Annotated in this window: 16 protein-coding genes and 1 tRNA gene; 4 read left to right on the top strand and 13 right to left on the bottom strand. The window is 64.6% G+C overall.

Annotated features, from left to right (window positions below):
- Positions 1 to 59: 59 nt before the first annotated feature.
- Positions 60 to 599, bottom strand: coding sequence for a cell wall hydrolase (locus ACT6QU_RS07785; protein WP_444563996.1), 540 nt, complete (start codon positions 597 to 599; stop codon positions 60 to 62).
- 231 nt (positions 600 to 830) lie between these two features.
- On the opposite strand from ACT6QU_RS07785, the gene ACT6QU_RS07780 reads away from it, so the two are divergent.
- A tRNA-Arg gene (locus ACT6QU_RS07780) sits at positions 831 to 907 on the top strand.
- A gap of 15 nt (positions 908 to 922) precedes the next feature.
- On the opposite strand, the gene ACT6QU_RS07775 is transcribed toward ACT6QU_RS07780, so the two are convergent.
- Together ACT6QU_RS07775 and ACT6QU_RS07770 are read right to left on the bottom strand one after the other, a co-directional pair.
- Complete coding sequence (locus ACT6QU_RS07775) at positions 923 to 1,285, bottom strand: hypothetical protein (RefSeq protein WP_444563997.1); 363 nt, start codon at positions 1,283 to 1,285, stop codon at positions 923 to 925.
- A 25-nt stretch (positions 1,286 to 1,310) separates the two neighbouring features.
- Positions 1,311 to 2,459, bottom strand: coding sequence for an acyltransferase family protein (locus ACT6QU_RS07770; protein WP_444563998.1), 1,149 nt, complete (start codon positions 2,457 to 2,459; stop codon positions 1,311 to 1,313).
- 73 nt (positions 2,460 to 2,532) lie between these two features.
- On the opposite strand from ACT6QU_RS07770, the gene ACT6QU_RS07765 reads away from it, so the two are divergent.
- Complete coding sequence (locus tag ACT6QU_RS07765) at positions 2,533 to 3,327, top strand: metallophosphoesterase family protein (protein ID WP_444563999.1); 795 nt, start codon at positions 2,533 to 2,535, stop codon at positions 3,325 to 3,327.
- Here ACT6QU_RS07765 and ACT6QU_RS07760 read toward each other — a convergent pair.
- The 8 genes from ACT6QU_RS07760 to ACT6QU_RS07725 form a co-directional block, all read right to left on the bottom strand.
- Positions 3,324 to 5,624 carry a polysaccharide biosynthesis tyrosine autokinase gene (locus ACT6QU_RS07760; RefSeq protein WP_444564000.1) on the bottom strand — a complete coding sequence of 767 codons (2,301 nt, stop codon included), beginning with the start codon at positions 5,622 to 5,624 and terminating at the stop codon, positions 3,324 to 3,326. The genes ACT6QU_RS07765 and ACT6QU_RS07760 overlap by 4 nt on opposite strands.
- A 41-nt stretch (positions 5,625 to 5,665) precedes the next feature.
- Positions 5,666 to 6,574 carry a UTP--glucose-1-phosphate uridylyltransferase gene (locus ACT6QU_RS07755; RefSeq protein WP_444564001.1) on the bottom strand — a complete coding sequence of 303 codons (909 nt, stop codon included), beginning with the start codon at positions 6,572 to 6,574 and terminating at the stop codon, positions 5,666 to 5,668.
- Between the two features lie 56 nt (positions 6,575 to 6,630).
- Positions 6,631 to 7,590 (bottom strand): glycosyltransferase family 2 protein, encoded by a 960-nt coding sequence (locus ACT6QU_RS07750; protein WP_444564002.1) that lies wholly within the window; start codon positions 7,588 to 7,590, stop codon positions 6,631 to 6,633.
- Complete coding sequence (locus ACT6QU_RS07745) at positions 7,580 to 8,524, bottom strand: glycosyltransferase (RefSeq protein ID WP_444564003.1); 945 nt, start codon at positions 8,522 to 8,524, stop codon at positions 7,580 to 7,582. Before ACT6QU_RS07745 ends, ACT6QU_RS07750 begins: the two co-directional genes overlap by 11 nt.
- The gene (locus tag ACT6QU_RS07740) at positions 8,521 to 9,525 is read right to left on the bottom strand and encodes a glycosyltransferase family 2 protein (RefSeq protein WP_444564004.1); all 1,005 of its coding nucleotides are present in this window, start codon (positions 9,523 to 9,525) and stop codon (positions 8,521 to 8,523) included. Before ACT6QU_RS07740 ends, ACT6QU_RS07745 begins: the two co-directional genes overlap by 4 nt.
- 26 nt (positions 9,526 to 9,551) lie before the next feature.
- Complete coding sequence (locus ACT6QU_RS07735; protein ID WP_444564005.1) at positions 9,552 to 10,709, bottom strand: glycosyl transferase family 1; 1,158 nt, start codon at positions 10,707 to 10,709, stop codon at positions 9,552 to 9,554.
- A gap of 7 nt (positions 10,710 to 10,716) precedes the next feature.
- Positions 10,717 to 11,508, bottom strand: coding sequence for a glycoside hydrolase family 16 protein (locus ACT6QU_RS07730; RefSeq protein ID WP_444564006.1), 792 nt, complete (start codon positions 11,506 to 11,508; stop codon positions 10,717 to 10,719).
- Between the two features lie 247 nt (positions 11,509 to 11,755).
- The gene (locus ACT6QU_RS07725; protein ID WP_444564007.1) at positions 11,756 to 13,237 is read right to left on the bottom strand and encodes an oligosaccharide flippase family protein; all 1,482 of its coding nucleotides are present in this window, start codon (positions 13,235 to 13,237) and stop codon (positions 11,756 to 11,758) included.
- A gap of 122 nt (positions 13,238 to 13,359) precedes the next feature.
- Here ACT6QU_RS07725 and ACT6QU_RS07720 point away from each other — a divergent pair, with 122 nt between their 5' ends.
- Positions 13,360 to 14,334 carry a glycosyltransferase family 2 protein gene (locus tag ACT6QU_RS07720; protein ID WP_444564008.1) on the top strand — a complete coding sequence of 325 codons (975 nt, stop codon included), beginning with the start codon at positions 13,360 to 13,362 and terminating at the stop codon, positions 14,332 to 14,334.
- Complete coding sequence (locus tag ACT6QU_RS07715; protein ID WP_444564009.1) at positions 14,331 to 15,266, top strand: polysaccharide pyruvyl transferase family protein; 936 nt, start codon at positions 14,331 to 14,333, stop codon at positions 15,264 to 15,266. Before ACT6QU_RS07720 ends, ACT6QU_RS07715 begins: the two co-directional genes overlap by 4 nt.
- Here ACT6QU_RS07715 and ACT6QU_RS07710 read toward each other — a convergent pair.
- A complete protein-coding gene (locus tag ACT6QU_RS07710; protein ID WP_444564010.1) occupies positions 15,257 to 16,285 on the bottom strand; it encodes a glycosyltransferase family 2 protein in 1,029 nt (342 codons plus the stop codon). The genes ACT6QU_RS07715 and ACT6QU_RS07710 overlap by 10 nt on opposite strands.
- A gap of 90 nt (positions 16,286 to 16,375) precedes the next feature.
- Positions 16,376 to 16,633: an exopolysaccharide production repressor protein gene (locus ACT6QU_RS07705; RefSeq protein ID WP_444564011.1), complete on the bottom strand. Its 258-nt coding sequence runs from the start codon at positions 16,631 to 16,633 to the stop codon at positions 16,376 to 16,378.
- Between the last annotated feature and the right edge of the window lie 234 nt (positions 16,634 to 16,867).

Below are 16,867 nucleotides of genomic sequence, written 5' to 3'. Positions count from 1 at the left end.
GTCCGCGCCAGGGTGGCCGACGCGGCCGGCAAAGGCCAGTCATCTTTGCGTGCCGGCGATTACATCGAGGCGGTATAGTAGAAGATGTGGCTGCCGACCTTGCCCGTCTTCTGCAGCTTCTTCGACCAGAACGGCGCGACATAGTCGGCATGGTAGTGCGTCGACTGGGCAATGTCGCCGCGCGAAGCCTTGCAGGCGTCGTCGCAGTTGAAGGCGAACACCGCTATCTTTTGTGCCATGCGGTGCGCGGCACGCTCGTTGAACTCATCGGCCAGATCATCGCAGGCGAAGGAGAACTGGCAGGCATTCTTGCGATGGGCGTTCTGGTAGACGACATCGCAGACCGTATCGGGATAGAAGCTGCTCGCGACGCGATTGAGGACGACCTGAGCCACCATGTTCTGGCCGCGGACCGGTTCGCCCCGCGCTTCGAAATAGATCGCCGCCGTCAGGCATTCGATCTCCTTGTTGTAGCTTCGATAGGTTGGGGCCTCGGTGGCAATTTCAGGCTTTTCGGGCAGCGGGGCTGCGTTGGCGCGCGCAAGGGCGCTAAAGGCGGCGATGGCGATGAGAATCGCCGCTGCGAACGGTCGGTGCATGGTCGCTCTGGTTTTGTTGATGACGCGGCGCTTTTGTCAGGCCAATGCGTCCGCAATCCGAACCCCAGGTGACGAAAACGTGACGAACCGGAAGGTGCGCGCGGCTTTTCGACGCGCCGGGCGCCCAACATCCGCTGTTCGGTGGACGAATTCGGCCGCCAATCATCTGTTGAAGCGCGCGACCGGTTCGGCTATGACCAACCTGTCCTACGGTGCCCCGCGCGCCGCCTGGCACCCGTAGCTCAGCTGGATAGAGTGTCGCCCTCCGAAGGCGAAGGTCACAGGTTCGAATCCTGTCGGGTGCGCCATTTCTTCCAATTAGTTCAGTCGTCCGGAGTTGTCGGCGTTTTGCCGGTGCGTAGCTCGGCCAGAAGTTCGTCGAACCTGTCGAGAAAATCGCGCTGCCGGTCGAGCGTCTTCAGGCGCTTTTCCGAGCTCAGCAATGCCGCGCTCTGGCGATCCAGTTCGTCGGCCAGTCTGGCGCTCGAAGGTTTTCGGTCCAAGGCGTCGAATGCGAATGCTGCATCGTCGCGGCGCTGCTCGTAGCGGCGACGCAGGCCGTCACGTTCCTGCACGACTTCCTCGCGAAGGGACGCGATCGCCGCCGAAAGCCGGTCGAAGCGCTGCCTGTCCGTGTCGTCGTCACGCGAGGCGGATCGGCTACGGAAGGGTTTGAACAGGTTCATGTGCACTTTCCCTCTTGCTTCGAGATCATCGTATCTGCGGAGCGACCGATTTGCGGTCTGCGGCAGGCCTGCCGACACTCGCTGGCCGCTTGCCGGCATTGAAGAGAAATGCCGCCGGCGCGAAACGGCTGACGAGCTGCAGGCCGACGATGGTGGCGACGATGGCAAGGACGGGCTGAAGGAAGAACGAGATCGCAAACAGATCGGAGCCGTAATTTCCGAAGACCCGTCGCAACAGGATGCCGCCAAAGGTGAACAGGATCGCGTGGCTGCAGAAGAGGAAGAACGCGTAAGGCTCGAACCGGATCAAAAGCGATCCGATGCGCGAGCGGCGCAGAACGTCCGTCAGAAGCCAGCATCCGGCGGCCATGGTCACGCGCAGCAGCGTGTCCAGCACGATGCGCAGCGTCTCGTTCATCTCCCCGATCGACACGCGCCCGATGCGCAAGGCGAGGAAGATCGCCACCATGATGGCGAGACCCGCCAGGAGCGGCCGCAGCGCGCGGTCGAGCGACCATTCGCCGATATCGGCCAGGCGCAGCCACATGCCGATGGCGAAGAACAGCAGCAATTGCGGTCGCTGCATGAGATACCAGTCTGTGCCGAACAGCGTATAGGCGGCCAGCATCACGAACACCGCCGGCGCCGAGCCGCGCAGGCCGATCAGCACAAGCGGCGACACGAGACAGCAGACGAACAGGTCGCGCAGGAACCAGAGCGGGACGACCAGTGGCCATTCGGTCAGCGCGAGAAAGGCATTGGCGATGCCGAGCGGCGTCGCCTGTGGCAGGTCGCGCCAATTGTCCGAAAGCACGCCATAGGCGACGAGCAGCGCGAGCATCAGCACGTTCCACGAAAGAAGCGGAACGACGAGGGTGCGCAGCTTGGCGGCGACGACGCGGGCCGGGCCCGCCTTGACCAGGCTGGAAACGATGAAATAGCCCGAGACGATGCCAAGCAGGGAGACGGAACTCAGGCCGATCAGCCGCGTGAGGACGAAATAGACGATGTCGAAAAACCCGGCCTCGCGATCGTAGACGTTCTCGGCTATGCCGGGCTGCATGTGGACGAAGGTCATGAAAGCGATGCACAGCGTTCGCGCGATCGCGACACGCTGCGACATGGAGTTCGAAACAGGTGGAACGGCGTAAGGTACAGGATGGGTCTGCAGCATCGACTTCTCCGGTCTTGCATGGGCCAGCCGCGCCTCAGGCTGATGCGGACGTGTCCGGGCGCGAGTTGAAGGCATGACAGGCTGGAAGCTGCCAAGGCTGTTCTCTTCCGGATCTTCCGAAACGGACCAAAGGCGCGGTCCGGCGCGGCTTCGCCTCGATATCGAGGGGCTCGTCGTCTACGCCGTCGGCGACGTACATGGCTGCCTCGACGAATTGCTGGCGCTGGAGGCGGTCATCGCCGATGACGCATCGCGGCTTGCCGGCGAAAAGCTGATCATCATGCTCGGCGACTATGTGGATCGCGGCCCGCGCTCGCGCGACGTGATGGAGCATCTGTCGCGGCCGCCGCCGCCCGGCTTCGACCGCGTCTGCCTGATGGGCAACCATGAGCGGTTCATGCTCGATTTCCTCGACGACCGCATTGCGCTCGCCGACTGGCTGACGGTCGGCGGGTTGCCGACGCTTGCCTCCTACGGCATCGAAGCCGGCGATTTGCGCGCGCTGGGCTCCGATCCCGCACGCATCACCGCCAGGGTGCGGGCGGTCGTCCCGGAGCATCACGCGGACCTTTTGCGTGCGATGCCGATCCTGATCGACACCGGCCATTTCCTGTTCGTCCATGCCGGCATCCGGCCCGGCGTCGCTCTCGAGGACCAGCGCGACGACGATTTGCTCTTCATCCGCAAGGCGTTCCACGAGGCGTCGCACCGTCTGCCGCGCTATGTCGTCCACGGCCACACGCCGGTCGACACGGCCGAGCGCATCGGCCGGCGGATGAATCTCGACACCGGCGCATTCAGGACCGGGCGGCTGACCGCGCTGCGCATCTGGCAAAATCGCGGGCGCTTTCTTTCGAACCGCCACTAGCCGCTCTGCTCGCCATAATAGGCGGCATAGCGATGGAAGTAGCGCTCCGCGCCACCCACCGATCCGTATTTGGGCAGGCGCTTCATGTCCGTCTTGTTCAAGATGACGCCCATTGTCCTGGCGGCGATCAGCGGTTCGCCCTGCAGGGTCTGCCGCACGAGCGCGCGAGGGGTCCCGCCCCATTCGGTGACGAACAGGAAACCGTCGGCGAGCGGCGCGAAGGCGCGGGCGTCGATCACGGGACCGAGCGGTGGCAGGTCGATGACGATATAGTCGAAATGACTGCGCATCTCCTCGAGCATCGTGCCCATCGCCTGGCCGGAGATCAGTTCGCTGGTATGGGACAGCCTTCCGCGGAGGACCGCCGGCAGAATCGACAGGCCCGTCTTCTGGTCCGCGAGAAGCGCGTTCTGCCAGGCAACGCGTCCGACGAGCGCTTCCGCCAGTCCCACCTTTGGCTGCGATCCGAGCCGGCGGCTCAGGCCCGGATTGCGCAGATCGCCGTCGATTAGGACCGTGCGAGCGCCATTGGCCGCCAGCAGCCCGGCGAAGTTCGCGGCCGCCGTCGTCTTGCCCTCGCGCGGCAGGACGGACACGAAGCCGATGACCTTCGAGGGCTTGTCATGCAGCACGACGTCGCTTGCCAGCTTGGCGCTGCGCAGGGTGTCGGCGAAAAGCGAGGCGGGGGAAAAGACGGCGATCCTCAAGAGGCTCGAACCAGTATGGTCGAGCGCGCTCGGCTCGCCGGTCGGCGTGCTGGGTTGCGCCCGCGTCGATCGGGTCGAGCCCAGCAGCGGCAGGTAGCCGAGGAAATCGAGGCCAAGCCCGTCGCGGACGTCGTCGCCGGTGCGCAGGAAGCGTTCGCGGAATTCCAGCAAACCGCCGATGCCAGCCCCGGCCATCAGGCCCAGCGTCGCGAAGAGACCGAGGGCGAGCGTCTTGCTGGGGCTCGAGGGCGAAACCGGGTTGTTCGCCTGCGAAATCACGCGGGCCTCGGCGATGGGGAAGGATTGCTGCTGCGAGGCCTCCTCGTAGCGGGCGAGGAACGTCTCATAGAGCTTTCCAAGCGCGGAGGATTGCTGCTCCAATTCGCGCAGCTTGACCATCGACTGGCCGGTCGCCGAACTCTCACCGCTCATCGTCCCGACATTTTCGCGCAGCGAAGCCTCGCGCGTGCGCGCCACCTCAAATTCGGTCCGGTAGCTTTCCGTGACCTGCCGCAGCTCCTGGAAAATCTGGCGGCGGAGCTCGCCGCCCTGATTGCGCAGAGCGACGGCCTGCGAATGATCCTCGCCGAACCGCGCCTCGATCTCCTGTGCACGCTCGGTGATCGACAGGTAGCGCGTCTTCAGGTCGGTCAGGACAGAACCTTGCGCCTGGTCCGTGGGGATGATGGCGTTGTCGACAGCGTTCTCCTCGCCGCTGTCGATGATCGTCTTGTACTGGTCGTAGCGGGCGCGCGCATTGGCCGTCTCAGCCTGCGCCAGGACGAGCTGGTTGTTGAGGTCGGACAATTGCTGTTCCGAAACGAGTTCGCCGCGGGCGGCTGTCAGGCCGTTTTCCGCACGAAATTGTTCGGCCGCCATTGAGGCGGACAGCCAGTCGGTGCGCAACTGATCGAGACGCCCCTGGAGCCAGGTGACGGCAAGCTGCGTTGCGTCGAAATTCGCGTCGAGCTGGTCGGACAGATATTGTTCGGCATAGGCGCGCGCGACGGATCCGGCGATCTCGCGATCCTTGGCGCTGTACTTGACCTCGATGACGAAGCTGCGCCCGACGCGTTCGGCGACCAGGTTCTGCTGGAGGATCGCGGCAGCTCGGCCGATGCGCGCCTCGTCAGACGGTTCGCCGGCACCTGCACTGCCTGAAAGCAGGCGTGCGAGCGAGCGGACCTGACTGCGCAGCCAGCCCTGCGGAGACTGCGGCGGATCAAGAAACGCGGGATTGTCGTGCAGGTCGAGCGTTTCGACGACCCCGCGGGCGAGCCGTGCCGATTTCAGGATCTCGACCTCGCTGGCGACCATGGAATCGGCCTGGCTGGGTGCAGGCCGGGCTTCCCGTTCCTCGGTGAATTTGGTCAGGTTCTCGTCGAGCAGAATGCGGGTCGCGGCCGTGAAGGTCGGCGGTGTCACCAGCAGGAACACGCCCCCCAGCACCAGTCCCAGCACCGCACAAAGCGCGACGAGGGACAGGCGTCGGCGCGCCATCGCAAGCAGACGATCGAGATCGATGAACTGGTCGGAATCCGCCGGCCTTGTCAGCCGGCGGGTATCCAGGGGGGTATTGCTGTGGTGCATAAGGGGTCGCGCCTGCGGCGCGTCTCGCTTTCTGGCCCGGCTCAGGCCGAGCGGTTGATGCGGGAAGCAGCGCCGGCGTGGGAGGCGACGAGCTCCGCGATCGGCCCGAGAACCTGATCGCGGAGGTCGTCGCGCGCAAGCGCCATTGCCACATTGGCCTCGATGAAGCCTGCCTTGGAACCGGTGTCGAACATGCGCCCGCTGAAGGGCGCTGCATGGAAGGGCTGGACGCGCGCAAGGCGCGCCATGGCGTCGGTCAACTGGATTTCGTTGCCCGCGCCGCGCTCCTGCGTTTCCAGCAGATCGAAGATTTCCGGCTGCAGGATGTAGCGGCCGTTGATGTAAAAGTTCGACGGCGCCTGCGACGGTTCGGGCTTTTCCACCATTTCGGTGATCGCGAAACCGGCGCCGACGGGACCGCCCTTGCCGACGATGCCGTATTTGGCCGTCTCGAGCGGACTGCACTGCTCGACCGACAGCACGTTGCCGCCTGCCTCGCGGTAAAGCTGCATCGCCGTCGCAAGGCATCTGCGAACGCCGAACGAGACCATGTCCGGCAGCAGGAGAGCGAAGGGCTCGTCGCCGATCAGGTCGCGCGCGCACCAGACCGCGTGGCCGAGACCGTGCGGCGCCTGTTGGCGCGTGAAGCTGACGCGGCCGGCATCGACTTGAAGCGCTTCGATCGCGGCCAGTTCGGCGTTCTTGTTGGCCCGGGTCAGCGTTTCGATGAGTTCGGGCTGGATATCGAAGTGATCCTCGATGACGTGCTTGTTGCGGCCGGTGACGAAGACGATGTGCTCGATCCCCGCCTCGCGCGCCTCGTCGACGGCGTATTGCACGACGGGACGGTCGACGACGGTCAGCATCTCCTTCGGCATCGCCTTCGTCGCGGGCAGGAACCGCGTGCCGAGGCCCGCAACCGGGATCACCGCTTTTCTGACTTTTTTCATCTTGTCTTCCATTCCATCGGTTTGAGCACCCCGCCCGTTTCGTCGCCCTCGAACTCCTATCCGTCCGCCGCCATGGCGGAACGCCGCCCGGCAAGGCGGCGCAGCCGGGCCATGATCGGCATCTTCAGGAGGCGGATCGCGGCCGGATCGGAAAAGGCCGCCTGCACCGCTCGATGCGCCGAGCGCGCCTTGAGATGGGCGACGATGTCGAGAAACGTGGCCGCCTCGCGAAGACTGCGCGTGCGGCGCGCCTGGGCGGCCTTGGCCTCGTCGTCCAGCGTGTGGCGCGACAGGAAGCGTTCGTCGCCTTCGAGGATCGCGGCGACGTGGTGCGGCTTCAAGACGCGCGAGACCGAACCGTCGACGAGGTGATACCGGTAGCCGGGCTCGGGCTCGACGACGCAGCGCGCCCCATGCGCGAGCGCGTCGGCGACGAGCAGGTAGTCCTCGCCGATCCTCAGCCCTTCGTCATAGACGATGGCATGCGCGCGCATGAAATCGCGCGCGAAGATCGGCTTGAGATAGCCGAGCGAAAACTCGGCGTCGAACATCAGATTGCCGGCGATGAAAGAGGCGAGCGTCACGGGCGGCTGCGCCTCGAGGCGTTCGCGTCCGAACATCGGGCGCGACGAAGGTTGCGCACCGCGCTCGTCGATGACGAGCAGGTCGTCGAGGACAATCTGTGCCCCGGCATCTTCGGCGCGCGCAAGGAGACGTACGCTGCGGTCCGGCGCCACGGTATCGTCCGCGTCGAGCACGGCAAGGTAGCGGCCTCTTGCGAGCGCGAAGCCGGCATTGCGCGCGGCGCCGGGTCCACCATTGACGCGTTTTTCGACGAGCACGATCCGGTGGTCGGCGATCGCGCGAACGCGCTCGAGCGTGGCATCGGCCGACGCGTCGTCGACGACGATGATTTCGACCGACACCTTTTTCTGTGCAAGCGCACTTTCGACCGCGCGCGCGATGGTCTGTTCCGCATTGTAAGCCGCGATCACGAAACTGACATCAGGCTGCATGGTCGCGCTTCCTTTCGATGCCGGCGGAGGCGTCGCCGTAGAGGGTGATTTCGCGCACGCCAAGAAGGCCGCTGACCACGCCGCCATGCATGATCGAGCGCAGCGCGTATCGATTGCGCGAGACGGGCCGAAGCCCGGTCAGGACGGCGCCACCGGCGCAGAAGGCAGCCTTGGCTGCGGCGAGCGCGACGGCCTTGCCGCTCGTGCTGCCGCTGGTCTTCGCGAGCAGCCGTCCGTGCGTCTGGCCGGTGCGGAAGCGTCGCTTTGCCAACCAGCCGAACTGCGCCCGGTCGGCGGGGACGGGTTCGCTCGCCAGCGCCGCCTCGGCAAATGCGAGGCGTCCGCCATCGCGCACCATGTTGGTGAAGAATTCGGTGTCCTCGCCGCCGGTACGGCCCAGAGCCAGGTCGAACCGTCGACCCTCGAGCGACGGAGCCGCGACGTTCATCAGGACGTTGCAGGTGTAGCCGGTCAACAGTTCGCCGCGAACGAAAACGGGATTCGTCGAATGAAAATCGCCGCGCCGCATCCAGGCGGGTGCCGCGTCGGCATAGATCGCCGCGACCGGGCCCAGAACAGCGTCGGCCCCCGTCTGGCGCGCCTTGGTCACGAGCGCAGCCAGCCAGTCCGGCGACGCGCTGCAGTCATCGTCGATGAAGGCCAGCCATTCCGCCTGCGAATGGTCGAGGCAGGCATTTCGGGCGAGCGAAATGTTGGACGCCGGGCAGTGAACATAGACGGTCGGGAACGGCAAGCGCCCAGCCATCTCGTCGACGATGCGCTTGGCGCTCGCCTCGATGTCGTTGTCGACGACAATCAACCGGTGCGTCACACCGTCCGGAACCACAAGCGCGCCAAGTGAGCGCAGCGTGTCGGCAAGCTGCGGGCGCCTGTAGGTGCAGACCGCGATGTCGATGCACAACGTTTCGGTCATCGGGCACCCGATCGCTTGCGTTCGGGCGAGACGAGTTGAAGCCAGAAGCCGGCAGACCAGGCGAGATGCATGATCATGGCCGACACGCCTGCCAACATCCCGTTTCGCTCGCCGCGGAACAGGGCGAGCCAGCCGCCATAGGCAAGGCATGCCGCGATCCAGACGAAGGCCGGCAGAATGGCGGCAAGGCTGACGACGGCCAGCAAGGCCCCGGCGACGGCCGGCGCCACCATAAGCGGGATCATCTGGCGCATCTTCGGGACGGATCGGTGCTTCAGGACGTTTCGGGCCCGCCCGCGCCCATAAGCGAAATACTGCCTGAAAAGCGCATCCGGCGTCGTGCGCGGAAAATAGGTCATGAAGGTGCGGTCGGTCATCCAGATCTGGAAGCCCGCGACGTTCAGCCGGTGGTCGAGTTCGGCGTCCTCATTGTGGCTGAAACTCTTGTCATAGCCGCCGACGGCGCGGAACGCGGCGACCGACATCAAGGCGTGGTGGCCATGGTCGATCCAGCGGCCCGTCGCGCCCGCCCTGTGCTTCGAGCCGCCATTGCCGAGCGGTGAGTTCTGCGCCAGCGCCGTCGCCTGCTGGAAGGGCACCTCGCCCGCCGTCTTCATCGCCACGACGACCGAATCGGCGCCGGTACGCACCGCTTCCTCGACGAGCCTGTCGCAGTAATCGTCCGGGTAGCCGCCATGGGCGTCGATGCGGATGAAGTAGTCGTAGGTCTCGCCATGATCGGCTACCGCCAGATTGACGGCGGCGCTCTGGATGCGGCGTGGATTGTCGATCAGCCGGACGCGCGGGTTGCGCGCTGCAAGGTCTTCGACGAGGCTCACCGTGCCGTCGCTGCTGCCACCGTCCACCACCAGGATCGGCATGTCGAGGCGCTCGGCCGACGGCATCAATCTTGCGATGAGGTCGGCGATATGGGCGGCCTCGTCGAGGCACGGGATGACCACCATCGTGCGCGGCATTTCGGTGCCAAGTTCATCGGTCATGACCCGCTGTGCGAGTTCCTGCAAGGTCATGCCGCCGCTCTCAATTCCGGTTGCGGGCGAAGACTCGACAGCCGCGACACGAGGGCTTCGCAGTCGCTGCGCGTCGCCGTCCAAGTTGCGCGATCGATGGCATCGAGGCGTGCGCGGTGAGCCGCAAACCCGGCCGCGTCGAGGTTTGAGAAGACGCGCACCAGTTCGTCGGCGGAGCATGTGTCGAGCACGATACCGATGCCGCGATCTGCGAGAAACCTGGCGGTCTCGGTGCCGGCGCGTGCAATGGGAATCGCGCCGTGGCGACCACCTTCATAAAGACGGTTCGGCAGGAGCCATTCGGAGTTCAGGCCTTCCTCGAAGAAGTCGATGGCCCAGTTGAAGTGAACCTCGCCATAGATCGCCTCGAGATCGCCCGGGTTTCGATAGGGGCCGTGGAAGGCGACATGAGGCGCGGCTTCGACCAGAGCGTCGAAATCGGGAATGGCGTCATAGGCGGGACGACCGCGCAGGAAGAGTTCGACTCGGCCGTCGAGACGACGCGTCAGATCGATCAGCGTGTCGAGCGACCGCGCGCAACGCAGCGCGCCGAACCAGCCGATCCTCCAAGGCTCGCCACTGGCCGGGCGCTTTGGCGCCAGGGATAGTCCGTTCAGATCGAGGACCTTGTTTTCGAGCAGCATCGCCGGCGCGTCGAGCTGGCCATTGGGCTCGAAATAGTCGCGCAGGAAGGCCGGCGAACTCGTCAAGAGTAGTTGCGCGCTTCGTGCGAAACGACGCTCGGCCGCGCGCATGGCACGGCCGACCGCATTGCCGGCCAATAGCAGTCGGTGAATGTCGAGGCTTTCGTAGACGATGGCCGGGCGAGCGGGGAAAAGCCCTTTCGCACGGTCGGCCAAGGCCAGCATTTCCAGATGCCGGGCGATGATGATGTCGGGCTGATCGACGGCGGCGAGCCTTGCGCGCAAGGCCAAGGCAGCGGCGGCGACGGCCGCTAAGCGCTGGGCGAACTTGCCATCGCGCGTGACGCCGAGATCGATCGGGACGGACCCGCCAAGCCGCGTCGGAGCCGTGCGGTCGTCGCGCCGGAACCCGGCGACGGCCACACGCGCCCCGCCCGCCTCGAGCATCGCCACGCGTCGGCTGACGGCAGGATCGGTCAGATCATGAACGAGATAGAGCACGTGAAGCATGCCGGTTTCAGTCCGCGCAGGCGACGGATTCGGGGAACTGGCATTCATCGCCGGGCGCGGTGAACGCGACGCGATCGAACTGCGCGGCGATCGGCTCGACCGGCGCTTCGAACGCACCCATCCAGGACGTCAGCGTGTCCGAGCCCCAAAGGCTCAGATAGATCTTGGACGCGTGGCTGGGCAGCTTGTCCGGATCGATCGCTTCGTGGACGAGTTCGCCATTGACGTACCAGGCGATGCGGCCTTCCTCCCAGACGAAGGCGTAGTCGTTGAAGTCGTCGGCCGCGCCGCCGGTCACTTCGACCAGTTTCTCGTCGCCGACATTCTCGCCGTCGACATACTGGTTCACCTGAACCTTCGACGGGTCCTTGCCGAGCACCTCGAAGTCGATCTCGTCATGCGGCTGGTCGTGGATGGGACCGATATAGGTGAAGAAGCCGGTATTGAGCCCCGACCCCTCCACCGCCTTCATCCGCACCTCGTAGGTGCCGTAGCCGAAACGTTCATTCGTCTGCACTTCTCCGCAGACGTTCTCGCGATCCTTGTAACGCTCGGCAGCGAAGCCGAGCCGCAGAACGCCATCTTCCACCGCAACTTGATCTTTCGACCAGGTGCAGTTCTGATGATCGCCGTTCGACCAGCCATCGGAAACGTACCAGCGTTCGGAGGCGAGATCGTCGAATTCCTCGATGAAGGAGGCGCCACCTTCGACGGCATGGGCAATGGTCGTGCCTGACGCGAGCGCGAAAATGATCGTTGAAGCAGCGATGATGCGCAGCCGGGTCGGTTCGTGAGCCATGGGTCCTTTACCTCTTCGTTCGCCGCCCCCTCCCAAGGGCCGCTGCGGAAACCTCCCGATGAAGCGTTTGCTGCAATGCGAATAGCTTCGCGAACGGATGAGAATGTGGCTGCACGCCCAAAAGCAGCGCCGGCCGGGATAACGAATTGTGAGGCCGCGTTAGTATCGCCCTCTGCCCGCCACGCGCATTGTCGGCGAGAATCCAGCATTTGCATGCTGCACTGCGACATGCGTCCGGTAACGTGAATCAGGATGCCGGGTCGGGTTGCGCCCGATTGCGGAATTTCGCGACCATGCCGAATAAATCGCGAAGCAGTGCCCGTTCCGTCAGGAGAATGAGCCCCGCATAGATCATAGCACCGGCACCGGCGCCGATCGCGATCTGGACGACGGGTCCGAAATCCGATTCGCGCAATCGGTCGACGAGGAACCGAACAGCGACGGCCATCACGAGGGCGCTTGCCATCGGCCGGCATGTCACGAGAAAATTGCGCAGGAAAGGAACGTCGTCGGTCCGGAACACGGTCCAGCAATAGAATACGAGCGTTGCGGCATTCGCGATGCACAGCCAGATCATCGCATGGACGAGCCCGCCCGAAATCGCACCATAGGCCACCGCCGCGCTGACGAGTACGGCGCGGGTGACGGCGACCCACCAGAGCACATGGCTTTTGCCGACGCCCTTCAGATAGGGAATGTAGGTGCTGCACGGCGCCAGTATGCCTTTCGACAGCGCCAGCAGGCCGAGCACCGGCCAGGCCCAGGCCCATTGCTGGCCGAAGATCACATACATGCCCGGCTCCGCGATCGCCCAGATGCCGAACATCATCGGCGCGAGGACGAGGCTGCAGACCTGCGTCGACAGGAAAAGCGCCCGTGTGCGCCGTTCCCGGTCGTCGGCGATGTGGCTGAAGGTCGGGAAGAGCACGCCCATCAGCGCTGCCAGGACGACCTGATTCGGAATGCTCGCAAAGCGGTTTGCGGCCGAATAGGCCCCCGCTTCCGCGATGCCCAGAAAGCGCGACACGATCACGAGCGGCGACTGGAACGTGATGAGGTTGAAGATTTCGGACCCCATCAGGCCGGCACTGTACCCCCAGAGGGCGCGAACCCGGGCAAGCGAGAAGATGAGGCGCGGCCGGTAGCCGGTGGCGTAGAAGAGACCTCCGAGACGCAGGATCGCCGACAGGAACAGTTGAGCGACCAGCGCCCACATGCCCCACCCCGCCAGCGCCAGCGCGACGGCGCACAGCGCCCCGGCAGATTCGGACAGGACGCTCCAGAACGCATCCTTGTCGAAGGCCATGCGACGGGCGAGCAGTGCATAGGCGACGTCGCCGCAAAGCAGGATCGGGATGATCAGCGCCATGATTTGGACGACACCGCCGCCCCCCGGCGCGCCCATCATCGCCGCCAGCGGTTCGGCGAACACGAAAAGCGCCAACGCCATGGCAATCGCCATCGCGAAATTGGTCCAGAAGACCGAATGCACCGTCGTTTCGTCATGGGTGCGCTCGACCACCAATGCGGCAGCCAGACCGGCGCCGCCGACCATGGTCAGGAACAGGACGACCAACTGCGCGACGGCAACGATGCCAAACTCCTCCGGGCTCAAGAGCCGGGCCAGGATCGGGACCGTGACAAATTTCAGCCCGAAAGTGCTGGTCTTCGAGAGGATGCTCCAACCGACATTGTTGGTCACCGTTCGCAGCGAGATCACTGGCGCCATCGGCAATTTCTCTTTCGTACTGGTCGTGGGACCAGTCAGGCAGGTCCGGTGAAATCGGCATCCAGACGCGGCTAAATTCGCGCGTCGTGCGAACCTTCCATCGTCAGAAAAGGCACGAAAAGATGACGAAGTGCAGCGTGGTCATTCCCTATTACCAGCGCGAAGCGGGCATACTGCGCCGGGCGCTGGCCACGGTTTTCGCGCAGTCGCATACATGTTTCGACATCATCATCGTCGATGACGAATCGCCTTCTCCGCTCGAGCCCGAACTCGCCGGACTAAGTGCCGAGGAACGCCGGCGCATCCGCGTCGTGACCCAGAAGAATGCCGGCCCGGGCGCGGCACGAAATGCGGGCCTCGACGCCGTTCCGGCCGACAGCGATTATGTCGCGTTTCTCGATTCCGACGACGCGTGGACCCCCGATCATCTCAAGATCGCCGTCGAAAACCTGTCACGTTTTGAGGCGGACTGTTACTTCGCGTCGATCTGCGGCGGCGAGGCCTTTCACTACCATTTCGGCGTCTCCGCGCTTGCGGACGTGACGGAAATCACCCGCCTCAGCGACGACCCGCCTGTCGTGGAAATTCCCGACATCGCCAGCGTGATGCTGCGCAACTGGAGCTTCATGCACCTGTCTGCGATGGTGATCGGCGCGCCGCTTTTCCGTTCCACGCGCTTCGAGGCCGCCCTGCGGCTGGCAGCCGAGGACGTGCTCTTCTTCTACGAATGCGTGCGCACCGCCCGACGCACTATCCTGTCCGACGCCATCGGTGCGACGCGCGGCGAAGGCGTCAACATCTTTCACGGCGTCGACAGCGCGTCGCCACTGTTCCTCAGACAGCAGTTCAACACCTGGGTCGCGCTCGATAGGCTCGAGACGCGGTTTTCGCACGATGCGCAGGATCGCGCGTCGATCGCGTCCTACAAGCAGACCGCTCGGCAGCAGGCGTTGTGGGGACAGGCGCGGTTGCTTCGCGAGCGCAAGACGCCGCAATTTCGCCAGCTCGCCGGCTGGGCCTGGCGCGACCCGCGCATCCTGACCAGCGCGATGCGACTTGCCGCCGGCAAGTTTCTGCCGAAGGCCGGTCAGCGATGACCCCCTTCTACTGGGAATCCGCGCACGGCAATTTCGGCGACGATTTGAACCTGTGGCTTTGGGATTTTCTGCTGCCGGGCTTTCGCGACGTCGCCGACGACGTCCTCCTCGTCGGAGTCGGCACGGTGCTCAACGCAAAGCTGCTGCCGCCCTCCGGAGGAAAGCTCGTGATCGGCAGCGGTTTCGGCTATGGCGAAATGCCGGACATGTCCGGTCCCGATTGGGACATACGCGCGCTACGCGGGCCGCTGACTGCGCAAAAGCTCGGCCACGATCCGTCGCTCGGGATCATCGACCCGGCAGTGATGGTGACCGAAATGCCGGAGTTCCGGTCGATCGAGAAGAGTGGCGGCACGGTGTTCGTGCCGCATTGGGAATCGACCATTGGCGGACTGTGGCCGCAACTTTGCGACCTTGCCGGAATTGGCTATGTCGACCCGTGCGGAGAAGCGAAGCGTGTGATCAAACAGATCGCCGGCGCCGATCTGGTGATCGCCGAATCCATGCATGCAGCAATCCTCGCCGACGCATTCCGGGTGCCGTGGGTTGCCGTGTCGACATCGGCAAGCATCAACAGCTTCAAGTGGAACGACTGGGCGCGCTCGCTCGAGTTGACCTATGCGCCGCGCCGGATCGCGCTCTCCTCCCGCGCAGAGGCGATAACCAAGGGCGCGCGCTTCTGGGGTGTCGACTATTCGAGCTTGGCGCACGACGCACCAGTTGGCGGCGGCGATCTCCTGCTCGCAGAACGGCAGACAACGCAGGCAGCGGGCCTGCGGTCTCTAGCGAAAAACCTGCTCGGGAGCCCGGCCGCGCTCGGGCTGTGGCGCGCCGCCCGCGCCAAACCGCAACTGAGCGACGGCGCTATCCTTCGGGCCCGCAAGGACCGGCTCCGTTCCGTTCTCGACGAGGTCCGTCGCGACTACTTCTGAGAGACCTTGCGGGCCGGCAGCAGGAAACGCGGTTGCTCGACCTGCGCCGGCGCCCGCATCGCTCCGCCGCTCCGCGCGGCCTGCCATTTGTCCGATGCGATGCCGCCGACGACCGCCGGAATGGCCGATGGTCGTGCGAGCAGTTCCAGCCCGGCGCGCAAGGGACCAGCCTCTCCCTTCCGATCCAAAAAGTTGCGCAATTCATAGCGGCCGCGGATATGGCGCTCATGATGGCGCAACGCCTGCTTGTCGGCCGCGCCGAGGCGGATCGAGGCCAGGATGCCGCGATCGGCCTCATAGAGATGCTTCAGATCCAGTGTCCGGTGGCGACCGCTGAGCGACCCGGCGCGCACGACGGCACCATACCCGCAATGGCGTACCACCTTGTAACGCGCGCCGAGCGCCAATGCGCGCGCATAGAGGTCGAAATCCTCGCCCAGCCGCAGGTTTTCATCGTAGCGCAGGCCATGCCGGTCGAGAAAGGACCGACGCATGACCGGTTTCAAAAACCCGATCTCGCCCCGCTCGGCACCCTTGCGGGAGATGTTTCCGTCGACGAACGCCTTGAGCCCGATGAAGCTCGGCTCGGCCTGGAAGGCGGGAATTTCGGGCAGGCTTCCCGCCTGGCGCTCATCGACGAAAACGATGTTGTCGGCGACGAAATCCCAATCCTCTCCGTCGAGCATGTCGTCGAAGCGGCCCGCGATGAAAAAATCGTCGGCATCGAGGATCGCAAGGAAAGGCGCCTTCGAACGGGCGATCGCGACGTTGCGCGCGTGAGCGGGCCCGCGATTTTCGTCCAGTCGAATGACACTGACCCGACCGGTGCCATCATCGGCCGCCTGCGCCGCCCGAACGGTCGCGTCATCACGCGATCCGTCATCGACGATCACGATCTCCTTCACCCGCGGCTCGTTCAGTGCGGAGGAAACCGCGCGGCCGATCGTGGCCGCCGCATTCATGGCAGCGATGACGACGCAGACATCGGCAGCGATCGGCTCGTTGGGGCGCGATGGCATCGAGTGGCTCACCTCTCGTTTCATTCGAGGGCGAGACATCGATCAGAACTGTGGCGAGACGGTGCTGTCCGCGGGCGTCTAGGACGAACGTTAGGGGTGCCGCGAGCCCGGGACACTGCCGATGCGCCCCGGCTTCTTGGAGGATGCGGGATCGAGGCCGGGCGAATCGGCCCGCTCATCCTGGGCGTCATTGGCCGGTGCGCCTTTCGTGCGCCCGACCATCCAAAGGACGCCGATCACATAGCCGATCTGGATCAAGGCCGCGCAGATGATCGTGTTGATGACCGTCGTCCAGACGGACTGCGTCAGGAAATACGTAACGACCGCAAAAATTGCGATCGCTACCAAGAATCCACGCAGGAACAACGAGAACGACATCGACGACCCCAAGAAGCCAAGCCGACATGCAACGCGGCGCAGGGCCCCTAGCCTGATTTGGCACCAAGCCTCTTGCGCGCCCCCGCATGCCTTGATCGTCTATAGTCACTTCGTCGAGGCCATGCAATGAAAAGCGCCGGATGCGCCCGACCTATGCTGCATTGCGATAGATATTTTCTCACTGACATCAAACGCAATATCGGT

Source organism: Aliihoeflea sp. (genome assembly GCF_052435475.1).
Classification (GTDB): Bacteria; Pseudomonadota; Alphaproteobacteria; order Rhizobiales; family Rhizobiaceae; genus Aliihoeflea.
The sequence above is the reverse complement of the archived record's forward strand: the minus strand, read 5'-3'. Positions and strand labels throughout refer to the sequence as shown.